Source organism: Longimicrobium sp. (assembly GCA_036377595.1).
Classification (GTDB): domain Bacteria; phylum Gemmatimonadota; class Gemmatimonadetes; order Longimicrobiales; family Longimicrobiaceae; genus Longimicrobium.
In genome coordinates this window covers 1-22,933 of the sequence record DASUYB010000009.1, presented here as the reverse complement: position 1 = coordinate 22,933, position 22,933 = coordinate 1, and the positions used below count along the sequence as shown (strand labels likewise).

18 protein-coding genes, 2 rRNA genes and 1 pseudogene are annotated in these 22,933 nt (G+C 70.1%); all 21 read left to right on the top strand.

Annotated elements, in window-relative coordinates; genetic code table 11:
- Positions 1-417 (top strand): 23S ribosomal RNA (locus tag VF092_01465); the annotation flags it as partial.
- Positions 418-514: 97 nt separating this feature from the next.
- Positions 515-631: ribosomal RNA gene (gene rrf / locus VF092_01460) — 5S ribosomal RNA — on the top strand.
- Positions 632-890: 259 nt separating this feature from the next.
- A complete protein-coding gene (gene era, locus VF092_01455; GenBank protein ID HEX6745951.1) occupies positions 891-1,811 on the top strand; it encodes a GTPase Era in 921 nt (306 codons plus the stop codon).
- Positions 1,808-1,978, top strand: a complete 171-nt coding sequence (locus tag VF092_01450; protein ID HEX6745950.1) for a Trm112 family protein — start codon at positions 1,808-1,810, stop codon at positions 1,976-1,978. Before era ends, VF092_01450 begins: the two co-directional genes overlap by 4 nt.
- A 100-nt stretch (positions 1,979-2,078) precedes the next feature.
- On the top strand, positions 2,079-3,137 hold the full coding sequence (locus tag VF092_01445; GenBank protein HEX6745949.1) for a diguanylate cyclase: 1,059 nt from the start codon (positions 2,079-2,081) through the stop codon (positions 3,135-3,137).
- A 54-nt stretch (positions 3,138-3,191) separates the two neighbouring features.
- Positions 3,192-3,737 carry a zinc-ribbon domain-containing protein gene (locus tag VF092_01440; protein ID HEX6745948.1) on the top strand — a complete coding sequence of 182 codons (546 nt, stop codon included), beginning with the start codon at positions 3,192-3,194 and terminating at the stop codon, positions 3,735-3,737.
- A gap of 301 nt (positions 3,738-4,038) precedes the next feature.
- A pseudogene (gene prfB / locus VF092_01435) lies at positions 4,039-5,073 on the top strand (peptide chain release factor 2).
- 292 nt (positions 5,074-5,365) lie between these two features.
- Positions 5,366-6,943 carry a lysine--tRNA ligase gene (lysS, locus tag VF092_01430; GenBank protein HEX6745947.1) on the top strand — a complete coding sequence of 526 codons (1,578 nt, stop codon included), beginning with the start codon at positions 5,366-5,368 and terminating at the stop codon, positions 6,941-6,943.
- 208 nt (positions 6,944-7,151) lie between these two features.
- Complete coding sequence (locus VF092_01425; protein HEX6745946.1) at positions 7,152-8,393, top strand: ABC transporter permease; 1,242 nt, start codon at positions 7,152-7,154, stop codon at positions 8,391-8,393.
- Positions 8,386-9,177, top strand: a complete 792-nt coding sequence (locus VF092_01420; protein ID HEX6745945.1) for an ABC transporter ATP-binding protein — start codon at positions 8,386-8,388, stop codon at positions 9,175-9,177. Before VF092_01425 ends, VF092_01420 begins: the two co-directional genes overlap by 8 nt.
- 14 nt (positions 9,178-9,191) lie before the next feature.
- A complete protein-coding gene (locus VF092_01415; GenBank protein HEX6745944.1) occupies positions 9,192-9,698 on the top strand; it encodes a UvrB/UvrC motif-containing protein in 507 nt (168 codons plus the stop codon).
- A gap of 157 nt (positions 9,699-9,855) precedes the next feature.
- Entirely contained in the window at positions 9,856-10,941 is a 1,086-nt protein-coding gene (locus VF092_01410; protein HEX6745943.1) for a protein arginine kinase, read from the top strand.
- Positions 10,942-11,455: 514 nt separating this feature from the next.
- On the top strand, positions 11,456-13,948 hold the full coding sequence (locus VF092_01405; GenBank protein ID HEX6745942.1) for an ATP-dependent Clp protease ATP-binding subunit: 2,493 nt from the start codon (positions 11,456-11,458) through the stop codon (positions 13,946-13,948).
- Between the two features lie 13 nt (positions 13,949-13,961).
- Positions 13,962-16,427 (top strand): outer membrane protein assembly factor BamA, encoded by a 2,466-nt coding sequence (gene bamA / locus VF092_01400; GenBank protein HEX6745941.1) that lies wholly within the window; start codon positions 13,962-13,964, stop codon positions 16,425-16,427.
- 53 nt (positions 16,428-16,480) lie between these two features.
- Positions 16,481-17,047 carry an OmpH family outer membrane protein gene (locus tag VF092_01395; GenBank protein HEX6745940.1) on the top strand — a complete coding sequence of 189 codons (567 nt, stop codon included), beginning with the start codon at positions 16,481-16,483 and terminating at the stop codon, positions 17,045-17,047.
- A gap of 589 nt (positions 17,048-17,636) precedes the next feature.
- Complete coding sequence (gene lpxD, locus VF092_01390) at positions 17,637-18,671, top strand: UDP-3-O-(3-hydroxymyristoyl)glucosamine N-acyltransferase (GenBank protein ID HEX6745939.1); 1,035 nt, start codon at positions 17,637-17,639, stop codon at positions 18,669-18,671.
- Between the two features lie 40 nt (positions 18,672-18,711).
- Positions 18,712-20,007, top strand: coding sequence for a bifunctional UDP-3-O-[3-hydroxymyristoyl] N-acetylglucosamine deacetylase/3-hydroxyacyl-ACP dehydratase (locus VF092_01385; protein ID HEX6745938.1), 1,296 nt, complete (start codon positions 18,712-18,714; stop codon positions 20,005-20,007).
- 8 nt (positions 20,008-20,015) lie between these two features.
- Positions 20,016-20,813, top strand: coding sequence for an acyl-ACP--UDP-N-acetylglucosamine O-acyltransferase (gene lpxA / locus VF092_01380; protein ID HEX6745937.1), 798 nt, complete (start codon positions 20,016-20,018; stop codon positions 20,811-20,813).
- Between the two features lie 301 nt (positions 20,814-21,114).
- Positions 21,115-22,101, top strand: coding sequence for a Gfo/Idh/MocA family oxidoreductase (locus VF092_01375; GenBank protein HEX6745936.1), 987 nt, complete (start codon positions 21,115-21,117; stop codon positions 22,099-22,101).
- On the top strand, positions 22,073-22,219 hold the full coding sequence (locus VF092_01370) for a hypothetical protein (GenBank protein HEX6745935.1): 147 nt from the start codon (positions 22,073-22,075) through the stop codon (positions 22,217-22,219). The genes VF092_01375 and VF092_01370 overlap by 29 nt, the downstream gene beginning before the upstream one ends.
- Positions 22,216-22,933: lipid-A-disaccharide synthase (gene lpxB / locus VF092_01365; GenBank protein HEX6745934.1), on the top strand; the 718-nt coding region annotated here is incomplete at its 3' end. The genes VF092_01370 and lpxB, both read left to right, overlap by 4 nt.

Genomic DNA, 22,933 nt, shown 5'->3' with positions numbered 1-22,933 from the left:
GCGGTTTGGCACCTCGATGTCGGCTCATCGCATCCTGGGGCTGGAGAAGGTCCCAAGGGTCCGGCTGTTCGCCGGTTAAAGCGGTACGCGAGCTGGGTTCAGAACGTCGTGAGACAGTTCGGTCTGTATCCGTCGTGGGCGCTGGAAGATTGATGGACGCCGTCCCTAGTACGAGAGGACCGGGACGGACCGACCTCTGGTGTACCGGTTGTCGCGCCAGCGGCAGTGCCGGGTAGCTAAGTCGGGACGGGATAACCGCTGAACGCATCTAAGTGGGAAGCCCCTCCAGAGATGAATCTTCCCGGAGCCTAGAGCTCCCTGAAGGGCCGTGGGAGACCACCACGTCGATAGGCGGCAGGTGCAGGGCGCGCGAGCGCTACAGCCGAGCCGTACTAAGGGCCCGTGAGGCTTGATCGGTCTGATTGACCGGTCCACCCGATTCCGGACGCGCGTGACTCGCGCTTTTCCGGCGCAGAACACACACGGCTTCTTCCCCTTGCCCGGTGCTTTTACGGCCGGTGGCTATGGCGCGGGGGATCCACCCGATCCCATCCCGAACTCGGAAGTGAAAACCCGCTGCGCGGATGGTACTGCCGGGGCCACCCGGTGGGAGAGTACGGCGCCGCCGGCCAATCCATACAGCAACGCCCGCCTCGATTCACTTCGAGGCGGGCGTTGCTGTTTCTGTTTGCTGTTATCCAGCCCCCATCTCGAATCTGGAAAAGGATTTATCTCACGCAGAGTCAGCAGGGTCAGCAGAGGAACTGCGGTTTTCTCTCTGCTGACCCTGCTGACTCTGCGTGAGATTTGCTGTTTTGTCGATCAGGTGTCGTGGTGATCGTTGCCTCCCGCGGTTGTCGCAAATGCCCGCGCGCGATAGCTTTGGCGCCATGCCGCAGCCGAAGGACGCAGAGCCGCCGACGAAGGCCGGGACCGTGGCGCTGGTCGGCTTCCCCAACGTGGGGAAGTCGTCGCTCATGAACCGGCTGGTGGAGAAGAAGCTCAGCATCGTCACCCCGCTGGCGCAAACCACGCGCGAGCGCGTGCTGGGGATCGACACGCGCGACGGCGTGCAGATGGTGTTCATCGACACCCCCGGCCTGGTGGATCCGCGGTACCTGCTGCACCGCGCGATGATGCACGAGGCCACCGAGGTGATCGGCGACGCGGACGTGGTGCTCCTGCTGATCGACGCATCGCGCGGCGAGCCGCAGTTCCGCGACGACGTGCTGGCGCTGGTGAAGGAGGCGTCGCAGTTCGTCGTCGTCTCCAACAAGATCGACGTGGCCTCGGATGCGGACCGCCGCGCCGTGCGTGAGTGGGCGCGCGGGCAGCTGGGCGCCGACGTCTCCGAGGCGTCGGCGGAGACGGGCGAGGGGGTGGAGGCGCTGCGCGAACGCATCGCCGCGCTCCTTCCCGAATCTCCATACCTTTATCCCGAGGACGACGTCAGCTCGCAGCCGGTGCGCTTCTTCGTGGCCGAGCTGGTGCGCGAGACCATCTTCGAGCTGTACGAGAAGGAGGTGCCGTACAGCGTGGCGGTGAAGGTCGAGGAGTTCCGCGAGACCGCCACGCCGGTGTACGTCCGCGCGGTGATCTTCGTCGAGCGGCCCACGCAGAAGGCGATCCTCATCGGCGCGGGCGGCAGCGCCATCCGGCGGCTGGGGCAGGCGGCGCGGATGAAGGTGGAGGACTTCGTCGGTTCTCCCGTCTACCTGGACCTGTGGGTGAAGGTGCTGCCGAAGTGGCGCAAGAGCCCGCTGGAGCTGCAGCGGCTGGGGTTCACCCTTCCCGAGGAGCAGAGGAAGTGATCGAGCAGTGGCTGCTGGACCTGCTGGTGTGCCCGAAATGCAAGGGCGAGCTGACGCACGAGACGGAGCCGGAGGAGGCGCTGGTGTGTCCGCGCTGCCGGCTGCGCTACGAGGTGCGCGAGAACATCCCCATCCTGCTGATCGACGAGGCCCGCCCGCTGGCCTGACCCGGTTTCCGCCGTACCACGTGTTCCGGTATGTTTGACACGGGGTTACGCGCGGAATATCATTTTTCCACCACCCCATCCACATCACCGGCCCCGCCCGATGCCTCAGCGCGTACTCCTGCACTACTCGCCGACCGGCCGCCCTGCGCCCGGAGCGGTGCGCGAGTTCGCCGCGGCCGAGGGGTTCCCCGTGCAGGAGGTGCGGCGGCCCGAAGAGATTGCCGTGCGCATCAGCCGCGCCTACCCCGCGGCACTGGTGGTGGACGCCACGGCGCCGGCCGACCAGGCGCTGGCGCTCTGCCGGCAGATGAAGGGCGAGGCGTTCACCTCCGTCGTGCCCGTCGTGATGTACCTGGCCTCGGGGGAGGGGAGCGACGAGATCGTGGCGGCGGCGCTGGAGAGCGGCGCCGACGAGGTGCTGAACGGGAGCGGGAGCGCGCGCGAGTTCCTGCTGCGGCTGCGGATGGCGGTGGCCCGGGCGGAGCGTGACGTGGGCGTGCATCCCACCACGCTGCTGCCGGGGACGGTGCAGATCCAGCGCGACATCGCCGAGCGGCTGCGGAGCGGCGAGAAGTTCGCGGTGTGCTACGCCGACCTCGACCACTTCAAGGAGTTCAACGACCGCTACGGCTACATCCACGGCGACCGGGTGATCCTGATCCTGTCGCGGATCCTGCGCGAGGTGGTGCGCGCGTACAGCCCGGCGGCGTTCGTGGGCCACATCGGCGGCGACGACTTCATCTTCAACGCGCCGCTGGCGGACTTCCGCGTGTGCTGCGAGGAGGTGATCGGCGTGTTCAGCGAGCTGATCCCCCTGCAGTACAGCGAGGAGGACCGCGAGCAGGGGTTCTTCATGGGGAAGGACCGGCGCGGCGAGGTGTACCAGGTGCCGCTGATGACGCTGTCGATCGGGGTGGTGACGAACGAGAACCGCAGCTTCGTGCACACCGCGCAGATCAGCGAGCTGGCCACGGAGATGAAGGCGTACGCAAAGACCTTCTCCGGGTCCATCTACGTGGTCGACCGCCGCACCGATCCGCATCCCTCGGAGCTGCTGGACCCGGCGGCGGGCGGCGGGGCGGCGCCGGGGCCGCACGAGGGCGTGCCGCAGCGGCCCGAGGCGGTGGCGGCGGTGGCGCCGGAGCCGGGCGCCGCGTAGCTTTCCCGCCCCGGCAATCGCCGTCTCCGTTTCTGCAAGCCCACGGGCCGTTTCATGAACGTTCAGTGCACGAGCTGCAAGACCGTTTTCCGGGTGGATCCCCGCAAGGTTCCCGCGGGTGGCGTGCGCGCGCGCTGCTCCATCTGCCGCGCCGTGTTCCAGGTCCCCGCGCCTGACGGCGCCGCGGCCGAGGCGCCGGCCCCGATCCCCGCTCCGACCCCGACGCCCGTCGTGACTCCGACCGCGGCTCCGTCTCCCGCGCCCGTCGCCGAGGCGCCGCGCCCGCACCCTGTGGCGACGCCGTCTCCGGCACCGTCCCCCGCTCCCGCCGCGCGCGCGCCCTCGCCTTTCGGCGCGAGCGATCCGGCGTCGAAGGCGCGGCGGCTGGCGCGGGCGCTGGTCTCCGACATCGTGACGTACTTTCCCGAGCGGCGCGACCAGGCGCTGGCCAACGGAACGCTGCGCCGCGAGTTCACCGAGGAGATCAAGAAGAGCTGGGAGGAGTACGTTGCCCAGGTGGGCCAGGAGATGGCGAAGAAGACGCCGTACTTCCGCGAGGCGCTGAACGACATCCTGGCGAAGGGGCAGGCGGTATTCTGAAGAAAGTCCTAAGTCCCAGGTCCTGAGTCCTTAAGTGAGGTCGTGACGAGCAAGCCGCTGCGCCACCGAACAACTTAGGACTTGGGACTCAGGACTCAGGACTTCCGTCCGACGCGACCCGGTAGTATTCTTGCGGTGTACCATACGGGGCCGTCCGCAGCCGGGCGGCCCTTGTCGTTTGGCCGTGCACCGCCGATCCGAACCCGTGATCACCGAGATATTCCCATGATCGAAGATCTGCGCTCCACCCTGGAGACGTACCGCGAAAGGCTCGCCGAGCTGAGGAGGTTTCTTTGACCTCGACAGCAAGGAAGAGCGGCTGAGGCAGCTGGAGGCCCGCATGGCCGAGCCGGCGTTCTGGAACGACCAGGGTGCCGCGCGCGAGGTCATCGACGAGGCCAACTCCATCAAGCAGTGGTCCGAGCCCTGGGGCGAGATGGACGCCCGGGTGACCTCGCTGGGCGAGATGCTGGACCTGCTGGAGATGGAGGAAGACGCGGAGATGCTGGCCGAGGTGCAGGCCGACATCGAGGGGATCGATCCGCGGCTGGAGGAACTGCAGCTCAGGATGATGCTGCAGGGGCCCGACGACACCCGCGACGCCCTCATCACCATCCACCCCGGCGCGGGGGGGACGGAGAGCCAGGACTGGGCCGAGATGCTCCTGCGCATGTACCAGCGCTGGGGCGAGCGCCACGGCTTCGAGGTGGAGCTGCTCGACCGGCAGGAGGGCGAGGAGGCGGGGATCAAGGACGCCACGCTGGAGATCCGCGGGCAGTACGCGTACGGCTTCCTGAAGGCCGAGCGCGGCGTGCACCGCCTGGTGCGCATCAGCCCGTTCGACAGCAACGCGCGGCGCCACACCTCGTTCGCCTCGGTGTTCGTCTACCCCGTGGTCGACGACAACATCGAGATCGAGGTGCGCGACGAAGACATCGAGATGGAGGTCTACCGCGCGTCGGGCGCCGGTGGGCAGCACGTGAACAAGACGTCGTCGGCCGTGCGGCTGCGCCACCTCCCCAGCGGGATCGTGGTGGCCTGCCAGCAGGAGCGCAGCCAGCACAAGAACCGCGCGACGGCCATGAAGATGCTGAAGGCCGCGCTCTACCAGCGCGCGCTCGAGGAGCAGGAGAAGGAGAAGGCCAAGCTCGAGTCGACCAAGACCGACATCGCCTTCGGCAGCCAGATCCGCTCCTACGTCTTCCAGCCGTACACGATGGTGAACGACCATCGCACCGAGCTGAAGATCCCCGACGTGCAGAAGGTGATGGACGGCGACGTGGACCCGTTCATCCACGCCTACCTGCGCGAGTACGGCGCGGTCCACACGGCGTGAAGGGGATAGGAACCAGGGGACAGCAGGATCGGGTAGAGCGCACCACACCGGTGTCATCCTGAGGGCGCGCGCGACGAACCATGGTCCATGGCGATGCTCGGCGCGCCCGAAGGATCTACTTGCCCCGCCACGAGATCCGTGTGACGGGCGGGCATGTCCGCGGGTCAACCAGATCCTTCGGTCGGCGCCGGGCATTCGCGCGGACGCGAAGTCGGTGCGGCGCCGACCTCAGGAGGACCCCGTTGTCGGTGGCGATACATCGGCGGTCAGAATACACGAGCGGCAAGCGCAGATGACGATCGGGATGGACGAGATCCGGGGGGAGACGATCGAGGCGGCGGGCGGCGACGACCGCGTGATGGCCGACCGGCTGGCGAAGCTGGAGCGGCTGCGCGAGCGCGGCATCGAGCCGTACGCCTATCGCTACGAGTCCACGCACGCCGCGGCCGATGCCGTCGCCCTCTTCAAGCGCTGGGAGGAGGCGAAGGGCGACGCGGCGGGGGACGGGCCGGAGGAGGTCGTCCGCCTCGCCGGGCGCATCGTCAGCAAGCGCGTGATGGGGAAGAGCACCTTCGCGCACCTGGCCGACCGCACGGGGAAGGTGCAGCTCTACTTCCGCGTCAACGAGCTGGGCGACGCGTACGAGCTGCTGGACCTGGTCGACCTGGGCGACTGGGTGGGCGCGGAGGGCACGCTCTTCCGCACCCGCACGGGCGAGGTGTCGCTGCGCGTGCGCGCCTTCCAGCTCCTTTCCAAGTCGCTGCGCCCGCTGCCGCTCGGGAAGGAGGAGACCGATCCCGAGACCGGCGAGCGGCGCGTCTACTCCGGCTTCACCGACGTGCAGGCGCGCTACCGCCAGCGCTACGCCGACCTCGCCGTCAATCCGGAAGTGCGCGACGTGTTCGTCTTCCGCGCGCGGGTGGTCACGGCGCTGCGGCGCTTCCTCGACGAGCGCGGCTTCATCGAGGTGGAGACGCCGATCCTGCAGGCCGTCTACGGCGGCGCGGCGGCCCGGCCGTTCGTCACCCGGCACAACACGCTGGGGATGGACCTGTACCTGCGCATCGCCGACGAGCTGTACCTCAAGCGGCTGATCGTGGGGGGGATGGAGCGCGTCTACGAGATCTCCAAGGACTTCCGCAACGAGGGGATCGACCGCTTCCACAACCCCGAGTTCACCATGCTGGAGTTCTACGCCGCCTACTTCGACTACCAGGCGGTGATGGACTTCACCGAGGAGATGCTCGGCTACGTCGTCCGCGAGGTCGTGGGCGACCGCCCGGTGAGCTTCATGGGGAACGAGATCCGCTTCACCCCACCGTTCCCGCGCATGTCGATGTACGAATCGCTGCGCGAGGTGGGCGGCATCGACGTGGAGCGCGAGGGCGAGGCGGAGATGCGCGCGCGCGTGATCGCCCTGGGGATGGACCCCGCCGAGGCGGCCAGGCTGGGGCGGGGGAAGCTGATCGACGAGCTGTTCGGCGAGCTGGTGGAGCCGAAGCTGATCCAGCCCACCTTCATCACCGACTATCCGCGGGAGATGAGCCCGCTGGCCAAGCCGAAGCGCGGCAACCCGGAGCTGACCGAGCGCTTCGAGCTGATCGTCGCGGGGAAGGAGCTGTGCAACGCGTACAGCGAGCTGAACGACCCCATCGACCAGCGCGGCCGCTTCGAGGCCCAGCTGCGCCTGCGCGAGCAGGGCGACGACGAGGCGCAGCAGCTGGACGAGGACTTCCTGCGCGCGCTGGAGTACGGGATGCCGCCCACCGGCGGGTTCGGGATGGGCGTGGACCGGCTTTGTATGATCCTGTCCGGCCAGCCGTCGATCCGCGACGTGATCCTGTTCCCCACGATGCGGCCGGAGGAATGATGGGCGGCTGCGCCGGAGTGCCCGGTGTACTGAAAGTGCCCAGTGCCAAGTGCCCAGTGCCCAGTGACGCGCTCGGCAGTTACCGGGCACTGGGCACTGGGCACTGGGCACTTCCCCGGGAACGAAGTCGTTGGAACAGGTTACAGCCTGCCATGCTAACGACTGGCTTGCTGTCTCCTGTCCCCTGTCCCCTGTCCCCTGGAGTCCGATGAGCCTGGAATGGTTCATCGGCCGGCGCTACCTGGCGTCGCGGCGGGGGACGCGCTTCCTCTCGCTCATCACCCTCATCGCCATCGGCGGGGTGACGGTGGGGGTGATGGCGCTGATCGTCGTCATCGCCGTGATGACGGGGCTGCAGCAGGACCTGCGCGACAAGATCCTCGGCGTCAATCCCCACATCTGGGTGATGACGTACGGCGAGACCATGCGCATGGACGACTGGGAGGACGCGCTGGCGAAGGTGAAGCGCGTCAGGGGCGTGAGCGCCGCCGGGCCGTTCGTGCACACCGAGGTGGGGATCCGCAACCGCGCCAACTACTCCGAGGCGGCCATCCTGCGCGGCGTCGATGCCTACCGCCCGGGGCCGACGGTCACCGACATCGGCGCCAACATCCGCAAGCACGACATGCTGCCGGCGCGCACGCGCAGCGGGCTGCCGCCCATCGTGCTGGGCGAGGCGCTGGCCATGCGCGCCAGCGTGCTGCCGGGCGACACGCTGGTGGTCATCTCCTTCCAGAACGCGCACGTCTCGGCCGTGGGCGGGCTGATGCCCAAGCTGCGGCAGTTCGAGGTCACGGGCACGTTCCGCACGGGGATGTACGAGTACGACAACAAGTTCATGTACACCTCCATCCCCGCCGCGCAGGACCTGACGGGGCTGGGGAGCGCCGTGTCGGGGATCGAGGTGCGCGTCCCCGACCCCATGCGGGCCACGGAGGTGGCGCACCGCATCAACGAACAGCTCGGCCTCCCCTACCGCACCGACGACTGGAAGACGATGAACGCCGCGCTCTTCTCCGCGCTGAAGCTGGAGAAGCTGGCGATGGAGCTCATCCTCCTCCTCATCGTCGTCGTCGCGGCCTTCAACATCGTCTCCACGCTGGTGATGGTGGTGACGGACAAGACGCGCGAGATCGGGATCCTGAAGTCGATGGGGCTGACCGCGCGCCGCGTGCTGGCCATCTTCATGTTCCAGGGGCTGGTGATCGGCGTGGTGGGCTCGCTGCTGGGCGGCGGCGGGGGATTGATCCTGAACTGGCTGATCGACCGCTACCACCTGATCCGCATCCCCGGCGAGATCTACTTCGTGAGCCACCTCCCCGTGCGCAGCGATCCGTGGGACGTGCTCACCATCCTCCTGGCGACGGTGCTGATCTCGTTCGTGGCCACCATCTATCCCGCCATGCAGGCCGCGCGGCTCACGCCGGTGGAGGCGATCCGGCATGAGTAGCCCCGCCGAGCGCATCGCGCTGGACGAGGCGCGCGCACTGCATCCGCTGGAGACGCCAGTCCCGGCCCCGGTGCCGGCGGAGATCGCGGTCTCCGCGCGCGGCGTGCACAAGCGCTACGTGGGCGGCGACGGGCGCACGCTGACCGTCCTGGCCGGCGTGGACCTGGACGTCGCGCGCGGCGAGGCGGTCTCCGTGATCGGCCGCAGCGGCTCGGGAAAGAGCACGCTCCTGCACGTCCTGGGTGGCCTCGACCTCCCCAACGAGGGGGTGGTGCGCGTGGGCGGGGCCGACCTGGGCGCCATGAACGAGGAGCAGCTGGCGAGGGTACGAAGCGGGAGCATCGGCTTCGTCTTCCAGTTCCACCACCTCCTGCGCGAGTTCACCGCGCTGGAGAACGTGATGATGCCGCAGCTGATCGCCGGCGTCTTGAAACGGGACGCGAGGGACCGCGCGCGCGAGCTGCTGGCCAGCGTGGGGCTGGAGGAGCGGATCACCCACAAGCCGGCGCAGCTCTCCGGCGGCGAGCAGCAGCGCGTGGCGGTGGCCAGGGCGCTGGCGAATCGCCCGCTGGTGCTGCTGGCCGACGAGCCGTCGGGGAACCTGGACCCCGAGACGGCCGAGGCGATGCACGACGAGTTCTTCCGGGTGTGCCGCGACGAGGGCGCGGCGCTGGTGCTGGTGACGCACGACCTGGCGCTGGCCGCGCGCGCCGGCCGGGTGCTGCGGCTGCATGCCGGGCACCTGGAGCCGGCCCACGGGCCCGAGCCCGGGCTGCTGGAATAGAAGGAAGCGAACCGATGGCTACGCCCTGCGACCGCTGCGGCAAGAACGAGGCGGCGATCCACTTCACCCAGATCCAGAACAACGAGACCACGACCCGCCACCTGTGCGAGTCGTGCGCGGCCGCGTTGGGGCTCGATCCGGGAACGGGCACGGCGGGAACGGCGCCGCTGGCCGACTTCCTGGCGCAGATGGGAAAGGCCATCGCCGGCGAGTCGCTTCCCGCGGGCGGCGCCTGCCCCGGCTGCGGGCTGACGCTGGCCGACTTCAAGCGCACCGGCCGCCTGGGGTGCGCGCGCTGCTGGGCCGTGTTCGAGCCGTCGCTCAAGGGGCTGCTGCGCAAGCTGCACGGCGGCACCCAGCACGTGGGCAAGGTCTACCTCCCGCCCGACCCCACGGAGATGGACCGCACCGCCCGCGCGACCTCGCTCCGCCGCTCGCTGCAGCGCGCCGTGGACGAGGAAGACTTCGAGCGCGCCGCCTCGCTCCGCGACCAGATCCGGCGGCTGGAAGCGCAACCGTGAAGAAGAAGTCCCAGGTCCTGTGTCCTAAGTCCTAAGTGGTTCTGCGTGGGTCTCGGACTCCGGACCCGGGACTCAAACTCAGGACTTAGGACCTAGGACTTAGGACTCAGGACCTAGGACTCAGGACTCCCAAGCTATGCCGAACACCAAACCGTAGATGTCCAGGACGCTTCTTCCCGGCGACCCCGAGGCGGGGCTGGAGTGGCTGCAGGCCGAGGGCCCCCACGCCGACATCGTCCTGTCCACCCGCATCCGCCTGGCGCGCAACCTCCAGGGGTTCCGCTTCGGGCTGCGCGCCGACGGCGCCGACCGGGCGGAGGTGCTGCGCCTGGCCACCGGCGCCGCCGAGCAGACGCAGGCGCTGCGCGGCGCCACCCGGCTGGTCATCCCCCGCCTCGAGGCCACCGCACGGCAGCTGCTGCTGGAGCGCCACCTGGTCTCGCGCGAGTTGATCGGCGGCGAGGGCGGGGCGCCGCACTCCGACGCCGCGCTCCTGCTGGCGCCGGCGGACTCGGTGAGCGTGATGGTGAACGAGGAGGACCACCTGCGCCTCCAGTCGCTCGTGGGCGGGTTCCGCCTGCGCGACGCGTGGCGCAACATCGAGCGGCTGGACGACGAGCTGGGCGGGCACCTGCAGTACGCCTTCCACACCGAGTTCGGCTACCTCACCTCCTGCCCCACCAACGTGGGCACGGGGCTGCGCGCCTCGGTGCTGATGCACCTCCCCGGGCTGGTGCTGACGCAGGAGATCGGCAAGGTGCTGCAGGGGATCAGCCAGGTGGGGCTCACCTTCCGCGGGCTGTACGGCGAAGGGTCGGAGGTCGTGGGCAACTTCTTCCAGATCTCCAACCAGACCACGCTGGGGAAGACGGAGGAAGACCTGATCGACCACCTGCAGCGCATCGTGCAGCAGGTGGTGCAGTACGAGGCGCAGGCCCGCGCCGTCCTCCTGCGCGACGCGCGCACGGTGATCGAGGACAAGGTGTGGCGCGCCTACGGCCTCCTCCGCCACGCCCGCAGCACCTCGTTCGAGGAGGTGATGAACCTCCTTTCCGGCGTGCGCCTGGGCGTGGGGCTGGACCTGATCCCCGGCGTGCGCGTCTACACCCTCAACCGCATCATGATCTTTGCCCAGGCCGCGCACCTGGAGCTGGTGAACGGCGGCGGCGCGGACGAGATGGACGTGACGCGGGCGGCGTACGTGCGCCAGGCGCTGGCGGCCGACCCGGTCGACTCGGCGTGACGCGTGGAGACGGCGGCGCGGACGCGGGAGAGCCCTGCGGGCCGCGTCCCCGGGGGCTTTTCCCGACCCGCCGCCTCGCCGCGATCCGGAGTGAATTCCCCTCGCGCCGGCTTCCGGCGCCGGTGGATTTTCTGCGGGTGCGCCGCGAGTCAGCCGTGGCCGCGAAGGGCCGCGCGGGCGCCCGGGCCACGGATCTTCACGGAGGGAACCGGGGTATGGGGACGGCAGATTCCACGGATCGCGCAGGTGACGTGAGCCCGCCGGACGGAGCGGGCCGGGACGGCCGTACTGCCACGCTGCGCCGCGCCCGGCCGAATCGGCACGGGACCGCCGCCGCCCCGGGATTTTTTCCGGGATCCCCGGCCGCCCCGCCCGACCTAACCCATTGTCCTGAAAAACGTTGGGGATGCATCGCCACGGATCGTTCCAGCGATGGCCCCTTGTGTGCAGATAGCGCGCGCGAGCGCCCCGAAGAACAACGATCACGCCGCAGGTCCCGGAGGCCAGTCAGACCATGAACTACAACTTCACCGACCGCGTGCGCAAAGTGCTCGCGATGGCCCGCGAGGAGGCCATCCGCCTGCAGCACGATTACGTCGGCACCGAGCACATCCTCCTGGGCCTGATCCGCGAGGGCGAGGGCGTGGCCGCGGCCGTGCTGAACAACCTGGCCGTCGACCTGGAGCAGGTGCAGGAGAAGGTCGAGGAGAGCGTCCGCCGCGGGAAGGCCACCATCGCCCTGGGCGAGCTCCCCTACACGAGCCGGGCGAAGAAGGTGCTGGAGTTCGCCATGGCCGAGGCGCGCGAGCTCAACCACAGCTACGTGGGCACCGAGCACCTCCTCCTGGGGCTCCTGCGCGAGGAGAAGGGGATCGCCGCCGAGGTGCTGGGGCAGCTGGGCGTTTCCCTCGAGGACGCCCGCCGCGAGACGCTCAAGCTCCTGGGGAGCGAGCCCAGCGCCGCGCCGCAGACCAGCGCGGGCGCCATCGGCGGCTCCTCCTCCACCCCCAAGGGCGAGAAGAAGAGCAAGACCCCGGCGCTCGACCACTTCTGCCGCGACCTGACCGAGCTGGCGCGCCAGAACGAGCTCGATCCCACCATCGGCCGCGCCGAGGAGATCGAGCGGGTGATGGAGATCCTCTCTCGCCGCAAGAAGAACAACCCGGTGCTGATCGGCGAGCCCGGCGTGGGCAAGACCGCCATCGTCGAGGGGCTGGCCCAGCTGATCGCCGAGGGGAAGTGCCCGGAGAGCCTGCGCGACCACCGCGTGCTGGCGCTCGACATGGCCGCCGTGATCGCCGGCACCAAGTACCGCGGGCAGTTCGAGGAGCGGCTGAAGGCGGTGATGAACGAGATCAGCCAGAACAAGAACATCATCCTCTTCATCGACGAGCTGCACACCCTGGTCGGCGCGGGCGCGGCCGAGGGCGCCATCGACGCCAGCAACATGCTGAAGCCGGCGCTGGCCCGCGGCGAGCTGCAGTGCGTGGGCGCCAGCACGCTGAACGAGTACCGCAAGTACATCGAGAAGGACGGCGCGCTGGAGCGGCGCTTCCAGACCGTGGCGGTCGACCCGCCGAGCGTCGAGGAGGCCATCGAGATCGTGAAGGGGCTGCGCCAGCACTACGAGGACCACCACCGGGTGCACATCACCGACGAGGTGATCGAGGCCGCGGTGAAGCTCTCCGAGCGCTACATCACCGACCGCTTCCTGCCGGACAAGGCGATCGACGTGATCGACGAGGCCGGGGCGCGCGCGCGGCTGGCCACGCAGGTGCCGCCGGCCGACGTGAACGACCTGAAGCAGGAGATGGAGCGCGTCGGGCAGAAGAAGGACGAGGCCATCCGCGACCAGGACTTCGAGCGCGCCGCCGAGCTGCGCGACCACGAGCGCGAGCTGCAGCGCCGCATCCAGGAGCGCGAGAAGGCGTGGGAAGAGGAGCGGCGGACCAACCGCCCCACCCTTTCCGAGGAGGACGTGGCCTTCATCGTCAGCCGCTGGACGGGGATCCCCGTGACGCGCCTGAAGCAGGCGGAGAGCGCGCGCCTGGTGAACATGGAGGGCGAGCTCCACAAGCGCGTGGTGGGCCAGGACCGGGCCATCCAGGCCATCTCCAAGGCCATCCGCCGCAGCCGCGCGGGGCTCAAGGACCCGCGCCGGCCGATCGGCTCGTTCATCTTCGCCGGGCCCACCGGTGTCGGGAAGACCGAGCTGGCCCGGGCGCTGGCCGAGTTCCTGTTCGCGGACCGCAACGCGCTGATCCGCGTGGACATGAGCGAGTACATGGAGAAGTTCTCGGTGTCGCGGCTCATCGGCGCCCCTCCGGGGTACGTGGGCTACGAAGACTCGGGAACGCTCACCAAGGCCGTGCGGCGCAAGCCCTACAGCGTGGTGCTGCTGGACGAGATCGAGAAGGCGCACCCCGACGTGTTCAACATCCTCCTGCAGGTGCTGGACGAGGGGCACCTGACGGACAACTACGGCCGGGTGATCGACTTCAAGAACACGGTCATCATCATGACCTCCAACCTGGGCGCGCGCGACATCGGGAAGGGGAAGGGGCTGGGCTTCCACTCTCCCGACGCGAAGAGCACGTTCGACCGGATGGAGGAGAAGGTGAAGGAGGAGATCGAGCGCGCGTTCAACCCCGAGTTCCTGAACCGGCTGGACGACTCGATCATCTTCCACCCGCTGACCCGCGAGCAGATCGGGCAGATCATCCACAACCTCCTGGCCGACGTGGAGAAGCGGCTGAAGGAGGAGGAGATCGGGATCCGGCTGTCGGACGATGCCATCGACTTCCTGATCGAGAACGGGTACGACGAGAAGTTCGGCGCCCGTCCGATCCGCCGGGCCATCCAGCGCTACCTGGAAGACCCGCTGTCGGAGAAGATCCTGCTGGCCGAGTACGCGCCGGGCGACGAGATCGAGGTCACGGTGGGCGAAGACCGCCAGGGGCTGGCCTTCCGCGTCCTCAGCAAGCAGTCGACGACCACGACCACCTAGACCACGAGCCGCAGTGCACGCAGACCTCAACCGGGGAGGGGCCGCCGCGGCGGCCCTCCTCTCGTTCATGCTCGCCGCCGCCGCGCTTCCGCGCGCCGCCCACGCCCAGGACACCCCCGCGCCCGCCGCCCAGCCCCCGCAGCAGCAGGGGCTGATCGTCGACAGCGTGGAGGTGCGCGGCAACGCGCGCGTTCCCGCCGCGTCGGTGCGCTCCACCGCGGGGATTCACCCGCGCAACACGGTCACCGCGGTGCAGGTGCAGTCGGCCATCCGCCGGCTGATGGCCAGCCAGGCCTACGCCAGCGCCGACGTGCTGGTGCGCGAGACCCAGCCGGGGCACGGGATCGTGACCCTGCAGGTGACCGAGCGCCCCTACGTGGCCCAGGTGGAGTTCCGCGGGCTGAAGAGCCTGAACGGCACCGCCGTGCGCGACTCGTCGCACCTGCGCGAGGGCGCGCCGCTCAACCCGCAGCGGGTGATGGACGTGGAGGCGCGCATCCGCGACGAGCTGGCCAGGAAGGGGATCGAGGTGGTGTCGATCGACACCTCGCTGGTGCCGATGACGAACCCGGCGGAAGGCTACCGGCTGGTGTTCGACGTGAAGGAGGGGAACCGGCTGACCGTGGCCGAGATGGACTTCCGGGGGAACCAGGCGTTCACCGACGAGCAGCTGACGGGGGCCATGAAGGTGCGCCCCGAGGGCTTCTGGTGGTTCCGCTCCGGCAAGTTCGACCGCGAGGCCTTCGAGACCGACCTGCGCCAGTCGCTCCCCGGCTTCTACGCCGACCGCGGCTACATCGACTTCGCCGTGCTGTCGGACACGCTGATCGTGGACCCGGCCAGCGGGAAGGCGCGGCTGGTGGTGGAGGTCAGCGAGGGCCCGCGCTACCGGCTGGGCGAGTTCAGCATCGAGGGCGCCAGCCACTTCCCGCACGACGCGCTGGAGAAGCTGTTCCTGGAGCAGCACCGCTCCGTCCTCGGCCTCCCCGTCGGGGGGACGAGCCAGCGGATCACCGGCGAGGTGTTCGACCGCGGCGCGCTGGACGCGGCGGCCGAGCAGATCCAGCAGATGTACCGCAACGAGGGATACCTGTACGCGCAGGTGCAGCCGGTGGTGGAGCGCGTTCCCGCGCAGAACGGGGGCGAGCCCACGGTCAACGCCACCATCGCGGTCAGCGAGCGGCAGCCCTTCTACATCCGCCACATCGCCTTCGAGGGGAACAGCACCACGCACGAGCAGGTGCTGCGCGACCGGCTGTGGGTGATCCCGGGCGACGTGTACGACGAGCAGCGGCTGATGCAGAGCTACCAGGCCATCAGCGGCCTGGGCTTCTTCGAGACGCCGATGCCGGTGCCCGACATCCACGCGGTGCCCGACTCGGGCGTGGTGGACATCACCTTCCACGTGAAGGAGAAGCAGACCGGGAACATCAACTTCGGCACCGTGATCGGCGGCGGCTACGCGGGCCGCGGCGGCGGGGTCAGCGGGTTCCTGGGCTACCAGCAGCCGAACCTGTTCGGGCAGGGGAAGAGCGCGTCGCTGCGCGCCGAGTACGGCTACGGGCGCAGCACCTTCGAGGCCAGCTACACCGACCCGGCCATCGCCGGGAGCCGCACCTCGGGAACGATCTCGCTCTTCCGCATGGGCGACCGCTTCGTGCAGACCAACAACGGGCGGCGGCTGCGCACCGGCGGGAGCATCCAGTTCGGCGTCCCCGTCCCCTGGTTCACGCGGACGCGGGCGTTCTTCGGCTACACCCTGTCGCGGACCAAGTACACGGCGTTCGACGACCCCTGCGCGGGGCTCTCCACCAACGTGTTCTGCCTTCCGGCGGCCACGGCGAGCAGCCTTTCGCTGGGCCTGGTGCGCGACACCAAGAACCACCCGCTCTTCCCCACGGGGGGAACGCGGCAGTCGGTGACGGTGGAGCAGACGGGCGGCCCGGTGGGCGGCGACGGCAACTTCCAGAAGCTGCTGACCGAGGCCGAGTGGTGGGTCCCCATGGGGCAGATCGGCGCGGGGACGCACCCGATCCGGCTGACGCTGGGGCTGAACGTGCGCGCCGGCACCGTGTTCGGCGACGTGAGCCGCTTTCCCTTCGAGCGCTTCTTCGTGGGCGGCGTGCAGCAGGGCGAGCCGCTGCGCGGCTACCAGGAGTACACCATCGGGCCGCGCGGCTACTCGCAGGCCTGCCACAGCCAGCTGACCACCGACTGCCTGGGCGACAGCTTCGTGACGCTGAGTGCCACCTACGCGGTGCGGCTGAACGACATGCTGAGCGTGCACGTGTTCGGCGACGCCGGCAACGTGTACAGCGACGTGCGCGAGTTCGACCCCACGCGGATGTTCCGCAGCGCCGGCGTGGGCGGCACCATCGTCACCCCGTTCCTGGGTGCCATCGGGGTGGATGCGGCGTACGGGTTCGACCGGCCCGACCCGGGCTGGGAGGTCCACTTCAAGCTGGGCACCGGGTTCTGACGACGGCCGGACCAGCGGCCACACCACACCTTACCTCGAATGGAGATGGGCGAATGAAGCGTATTCTGTCGGCGGGCGTGATGGGCGCGGCCATGGCGCTGGTGCTGGGGGCGGCCCCGGCTGCGGCGCAGGCGGGGCTGAAGATCGGGTTCGTGAACTCGCAGCGGATCCTGGCCGAGACGCCGGCGCTGCAGCAGGCGCAGCAGACGCTGCAGGGCGAGCTGGGCCGCCTGCGCGCACCGCTGGACTCGCTGGAGCAGTCGCTGGGCGCGCAGCAGCAGCAGTTCCAGCAGCAGTCGGCCACGCTCAGCCAGCAGGCGCGCGACCAGCGCCAGCAGCAGCTGCAGCAGCAGTTCGCCGCGTACCAGCAGCGCGCGCAGCAGGCGCAGGAGCAGGCGGCGCAGCGGCAGCAGCAGCTGGTGGCGCCGATCATGAACCAGATCCGCCAGTCGATCGAGACGCTGCGCCGCGAGGGCGGGTTCACCATGATCATCGACAGCTCGCAGGACGCGATCATCGTGGTCGACCCGTCGCTGGACCTGACCGACCGCGTGCTGCAGCGCCTGCGCGGCGGCGCCGCGGCCCCGCCGGCCGCCCCGCCCGCGGCTCCACGCCCGTAAGGGCCGGCGCCCCAAGGCGTTTGCGCCGCGGCGCGATGCCGGGCTAAACTGAAGGCGCCCGCGACCCGAGAGGGGTCGCGGGCGCCTTCGGTGTTTGGGGACGGCAGGGGGATAGGGACAGGTTACAGGGACAGGGGACGGGGGACACGGGACAGCGGGAGGGGCGTCGCGAGACGGAATTCGGTGTGGTGGCGTGGGATCGCGCCCTCTCCGGCTCGCTTAGGCTCGCCACCTCTCCCGTACCGGGAGAGGTAGCCGGGCGGCCATCTGCGCGGGAGGAGAAGCATCCTGCCCGCCCGGCTGGCCCCTCCCCCGGCCCCTCCCCCGCTGCGCAGGGGAGGGGAGAACTCAGCGTGGGACGGGCACTTGCGTGAGGGATGCGCGCCCGGAGGGCCGGGACGCCGCCGCGCGTGCACCCTCGCCGACGATCCGCGCGGATGCGGGGCGCGGCGGTGGCCCGGCGCGGTTGGGCACAGTTGTATCGTGCCCTACCGCGCGCGCAGCCCGGCCCCCGCGCAGCGGGGGACACGCCCAGATCCGGCTGTTCGCAGTTTCAATCTGTTGATCACAACGTCTGCACTCAGGTGAGATGGCCGAGCTGACGGTGGCGGAGCTGGCGCGCATCGCCGGGGGGGAGGTGGAGGGCGATCCGGCCCTGCCGCTCACGGGGGTGAAGCCGCTGGACGAGGCGGGCCCGGGCGAGCTTTCGTTCGTTGCCGAGCCCCGCTACTTCCCGTACATTCAGTCCTCGCAAGCCGGTGCGCTGCTGGTGGCCCGCGGCTCGGACGCCCCGGTCGCGGGCCGAACCGTGGTACGGGTCGACGACCCGCGCCGCGCGCTCGCCCGCATCCTGGCCGCGCTCTATCCCGAGGACCGCCCGCCCGCCGGCGTCCATCCCACCGCGGTGACGGACGGCGCGGAGATCGACCCCACCGCCACGGTCGGCGCCTACGCGGTGATCGGCGCGGGGACGATCGTCGGGCCGCGGGCGCGGATCGGCGCGCACGTGGTGGTGGGGCGGCGCTGCCGGGTCGACGCGGACGCGCTGATCCATCCCCACGTGACGCTGTACGACGGGGTGAGCGTGGGCGAGCGCACGGTGATCCACTCGGGCGCGCGGCTGGGCTCCGACGGCTTCGGCTTCGTTCCCGAGGACGGCCGGCTGGTGAAGGTGCCGCAGGTGGGCGGGTGCCGCATCGAGGCCGACGTGGAGGTGGGCGCCAACACCACCATCGACCGCGGCTCGATCGGCGACACGGTGGTGGGGCGGGGGACCAAGATCGACAACCTCGTCCAGATCGGGCACAACTGCCGCATCGGCCGCAGCGTGATCATCGTCTCGCAGGCGGGGATCTCGGGGTCGACGAAGGTCGGCGACGGCGCGGTGCTGGGCGGGCAGAGCGGGTTCCAGGGGCACATCGAGGTGGGCGCCGGCGCGCGGATCGGCGCGCAGGCGGGGGTCACGGCCAGCGTGGCGCCGGGCGAGACGGTCTCGGGCTATCCCGCGCGGCCGCACCGCGAGGCGCTGCGGGTGCAGGCGGCCACCTTCAAGCTGCCGGAGCTGATGAAGCGGGTGAAGGAGATCGAGCGCGCGGTGTTCGGGAAGAGCGCCGCGGGCTCGTAACGTTTCGAGTCCACGAATCGTCATTCGACGAACGAGATAGATGGCGACGACGCCCAGACAGAACACCATCGCCCGCGAGGGCGCGCTGGAGGGGGTGGGGCTGCACACCGGGGTGCCGGTGCGGATGCGGCTCCTTCCCGCCGCCGTGAACACCGGCGTGGTCTTCCGCCGCGCCGACGTGGAGGGAGCGCCGGAGATCGCCGCGCTGGTCGGCAACGTCAGCTCCACCGACCGGGGGACGACCATCGGCTCCGGCGACGCCAAGGTGCACACCGTGGAGCATCTCCTGGCCGCCGTGGTGGCCCGCCAGGTCGACAACGTGGTGATCGAGCTCGACGGCCCCGAGCCGCCGGCGATGGACGGCTCCTCGCAGGGGTTCGACGCGGCGCTGGCGGCGTGCGGGCTGGAGGAGCAGGACGCGCCGGCCAAGTTCATCACCGTGGACGAGACCTTCTCGGTGACGAAGGGGGCGGCGGAGTACGTGGTGGCCCCGTCGCAGGGATACCGCCTGTCCACCACGATCGAGTTCGACCACCCCGCGGTGGGCCGGCAGTACGCCAGCTTCCGCGTGGACGACGGCTCGTTCGCGCGCGAGATGGCGCCGGCGCGCACCTTCTGCTTCGAGCGCGAGGTGGAGGAGCTGTACTCGCGCGGGCTGGCGCAGGGCGGCACCGCGCAGAACGCGGTGGTGCTGGGCGACGACGGCGGGATCGTGGGCGGGATGGCGCTGCGCTTCCCCGACGAGTTCGTGCGGCACAAGGCGCTCGACGTGGTGGGAGATCTCGCCCTGGTCGGCGCGCGGCTGAACGCGCACGTGGTGGCCGAGAAGCCGGGGCACAAGGGGAACGTGGCCCTGGCGAAGGAGCTGGTCGAGCGGCACGAGCGGCGGAAGAACACGCGCCCGATGCTGTCGATCGAGCAGATCTTCCAGTATCTCCCCCATCGCTACCCGTTCCTGCTGGTGGACCGGGTGATCGAGTTCGAGGAGCGCAAGCGCATCGTGGGGCTGAAGAACGTGACCATCAACGAGCCGTTCTTCGTGGGGCACTTCCCCGGCCGGCCGGTGATGCCGGGGGTGCTGATCATCGAGGCGATGGCGCAGGTGGGCGGGCTGCTGGTGCTGGAGCAGATGGAGAACCTGGACGACAAGGTCGTCTACTTCATGTCGCTGGACAACGTGAAATGGAGGCGGCCGGTGATCCCGGGCGACCAGATCCGCTTCGAGGTGGAGGTGCTGCAGATCCGCGGCGCCACCTGCCGGATGAAGGGCGTGGGCCGCGTGGACGGCAACGTGGTGGCCGAGGCGGAGATGATGGCCCGCGTGGTGGACCGGTGAGAGAGACCATGACGATTCCTGCCACGGCCGCCGTGCCGGAGATCCACCCGACCGCGATCATCGACGCCTCCGCCGACCTGGCGCCGGGCGTGGTGGTCGGCCCGTACTCCATCATCGGCCCCGGGGTCCGCGTGGGCGCGCGGACGCGCATCGGCAGCCACGTGCTGATCGAGCGCGACACCACGGTGGGCGAGGAGTGCACCATCAGCCAGGGCGCGGTGCTGGGGACCGATCCCCAGGACCTGAAGTACATGGGCGAGCCCACGATCCTCGTGGTCGGCGACCGCACGGTGATCCGCGAGTACGCCACGCTGAACCGGGGGACGGCGGCCAGCGGGATCACCTCCGTGGGCAGCGACTGCATGCTGATGGCCTACACCCACGTGGCGCACGACTGCCGCTTGGGGAACCACGTGATCCTGTCGAACGCCGTGAACATGGCGGGGCACGTGACCATCGGTGACTGGGCCATCGTGGGCGGGCTGACCCCGATCCACCAGTTCGTGCGCATCGGCGCGCACGCCTTCGTGGGCGGGGCCACGCGCGTGGCGAAGGACGTCCCCCCGTACGTGAAGGCGGCGGGGAGCCCGATGGAGCTCTACGGGCTGAACTCCGTGGGCCTGCAGCGGCGCGGCTTCCCCGAGGAGGTGCGGCGCGAGCTGAAGCGCGCGTACCGCCTGTTCTTCGCGTCGAACCACAACGTGGCGCAGGCGCTGGCGCGCGCCCGCGAGGAGCTGCGCGCCCTCCCCGAGGTAGAGGTCTTCCTCTCCTTCTTCGAGAACACCGAGCGCGGGGTGCAGGTGTGACCGCAGGGAACAGGGGACAGGGGACAGGAGACAGGGGGGGACGGCTCCCGGCTCCCTGCTGGGCGCGACACTCCGCGAGTGTCATCCTGAGGGCGCGGGCGGCCGATCTCTCGTCCTCGACGAATCCTGCCGCGCCCGAAGGATCTACTCGGCCTGGCTCGATGTTCGTCGCAAGCATTTCCGCGGGGCAGGCTGGATCCTTCGGTCGGCGCCGGGATTCGGCTCGTACGACGGTTCGGCGCGGCGCCTCCCTCAGGATGACATCGTCCTCCCGGTCGCCCGCCTTCGCCGGAGGTGCGGCGTGAGCGCGACGCGGGTGGGGGTGATCGGGGCCGGTTCGCTCGGGTTCCACCACGCGCGCATCCTCCGCGGGATCGCGGGGGCGGAGATGATGGGGATCTACGATGCCGATCCCGCGCGCGCGGCCGCCGTCTCCGCCGAGCTGGGGGTGAAGGCGTTCGACAGCCGCGAGGCGCTGCTGGACGCCGTCGACGCGGCGGTGATCGCCGTGCCCACGACGGCGCACGCCGAGGTGGCGCTGGCCGCGCTCGACGCCGGCGTGCACCTGCTGATCGAGAAGCCCATCGCCACGTCCGTCGAGGAGGCGAACACGATCGTCGAGCGCGCGGAGGAGCAGAAGCTCGTGGTGGCGACGGGGCACGTGGAGCGCTTCAACGGCGCGCTGCGGGCGGTGGAGGACCATCTCGAGGACCCGCGCTTCGTCGAATCGCACCGCCTGGCGCCGTTCGGGCCGCGGGGGACGGACGTCGCGGTCGTACTCGACCTGATGATCCACGACATCGACCTTCTCCTGGGCCTCGTCCGCCGGCCGGTGGAGACGGTGGATGCCGTCGGGGTCGGCGTGCTGACGGGGAACGCCGACATCGCCAACGCGCGGCTGGTGTTCGAGGGCGGCGCGGTGGCCAACATCACCGCCAGCCGCGTGTCGATGGAGCGGATGCGGAAGATCCGCTTCTTCCAGCGCTCGGGGTACATCTCCCTGGACCTGGCCAAGGGGACGGGCGAGTTCCTGCGGCTGAAGAAGGGGGCGACCCTTCCCGAGGGCGACGTCTCGCTGCTGTCGCTGATGAACGTGGTGGAGCGCGTGGAGCTGAAGGGCGACGGCACCGACGCGCTGACCAGCGAGCTGCAGGCGTGGATCGCCGCGGTGCGCGGCGAGGGGCCGCTGGTGGTGAGCGGGCGCGACGGCCGCGACGCGCTGGCCGTGGCGCTGCGCATCATGGAGAAGATCGAGGACCATGCTCTCGCCGTGGCCGGAGCGGCGTAGGCCGGGGCGGTGGGGCACGACCCCGAAGCCGCCCTCGCCGATCCGCCTGGTGCTGCTGCTGCTGGTGATCCTGGGCGCGATCTACTGGCTCCTGCGCACGTCGCAGGCGGGCCGGTGAGCGCGCCCTCTTCGCATTCGCCCGTGATCTTCATCTCCGCGGGCGAGGAGAGCGGCGACCTGCACGGCGCCGCGCTGGCCCGCGCGCTCCGCCAGCGCTTCCCGTCCGCCCGGCTGATCGGCCTGGGTGGCGCGCGGATGGAGCGCGAGGGCGTCGAGCTGCTCGCCCGGCTGGAGCAGCTGGCGGTGATGGGCTTCGTGGAGGTGATCCGCCATCTCCCCTTCTTCCGCGACCTGACCAGGCGGGTGCACGCCGCGCTCGAGGCCGAGCGGGTGGATCTCGTCATCCCCATCGATTATCCCGGCTTCAACCTGCGGCTGGCGAAGCACGCGCGCGGCCGCGGGACGCCCGTGCTGTACTACATCGCGCCGCAGGTGTGGGCGTGGCACAAGAGCCGGGTGCGCGACCTGGCGCGCGACGCCGACCGCGTGGCCGTGGTGCTCCCGTTCGAGGAGGCGTTCCTCAAGAGCGCCGGTGTGAACGCCACCTTCGTGGGCCACCCGCTGCTGGACCGGCCGCACCCCGCGCTGCTGCGCGACGTGTGGGCCCGCCGCAACGGGCTGGACCCGCACCGGCCCGTTCTGGCGCTCTTCCCCGGCAGCCGCGCGCAGGAGGTGCGGCGCCACCTGGAGTTGTTCTCCAGCGCCGCCGCGCTGGCGGTCGCCCGGAACCCGCAGGTGCAGCCGGTGATCGGGGTGCCGCGGGGGATCGACC